This window comes from Streptomyces brasiliensis, assembly GCF_014647875.1.
Classification (GTDB): Bacteria; Actinomycetota; Actinomycetes; order Streptomycetales; family Streptomycetaceae; genus Streptomyces; species Streptomyces brasiliensis.
Window position 1 is genome coordinate 1 of record NZ_BMQA01000250.1, and the last position, 869, is coordinate 869.

An 869-nucleotide genomic window follows, 5' to 3' on the forward strand; every position below is an offset into this window, starting at 1 on the left:
GGCTCGATGCGGAAGCCGCGGATCTTGACCTGCTCGTCGGCCCGCCCGCCGAAGACGAGTTGACCGTCTGCGGCCCACTTGGCCACATCCCCGGTCCGGTACATCCGCTCACCCGCCGACCCGAACGGGCAGGCCACAAACCGCTCACCCGTCAGACCCGCACGGCCGACGTAGCCGCGCGCCACGCCGGCTCCGGCCACGTACAGCTCGCCCGTGACCCCGACCGGCACCGGCTGGAGTGTCTCGTCGAGGACGTACAGGTGTGTGTTGGCAGTTGGCGTGCCGATCGTCGGCACGTCCCCCGGCATCAGCGGCTGCGACATCGACGCACACACGGTGATCTCGGTCGGGCCGTAGGCGTTGATCAGCCGACGGCCCGGCGCCCACCGCTCCACCAGACCCGCGTCCAGCGCCTCACCAGCAGACACGAGCGTGGTCACCGAGTCCAGCTCGGCGGCGTCGAGAGCTCCCAGTACCGCCGGCGGCAACGTCGCGTGCGTGATGCCGTTGCCGGCGACCAGATCCACCAGCCCGCCACCCGGCAGCAGTTCGTCGGCCGATGCCATGACCAGGGCGGCACCGGAGCAGAGCGTCACCAGCACCTCGGACACCGCCGCATCGAAACCGATCGACGCGAACTGCAGCACCCGCGAGTCACGCTCCACCGCGAACCGATCGATCTGCGCGGCCACCAAATTCACCACACCGGCATGTGCGACGCCCACGCCCTTCGGCACACCCGTCGACCCCGACGTATAAATCACATAGGCCAACCCAGCCGCATCGATCGCCACCGCCGGCGTGGTGTCCGGCTGGGCCTCGAGCAGCGCAGCCGTCATCGGGTCGTCGACGGCGACCATCCGTACCCG

At 69.9% G+C, this 869-nt stretch carries 1 protein-coding gene; it reads right to left on the bottom strand.

Translation table 11 applies throughout. From position 1 onward, the window contains the following. Positions 1 to 869, bottom strand: an 869-nt coding sequence (locus IEZ19_RS50025) for an AMP-binding protein (RefSeq protein ID WP_189317989.1), incomplete at both ends; no start/stop codon positions are given.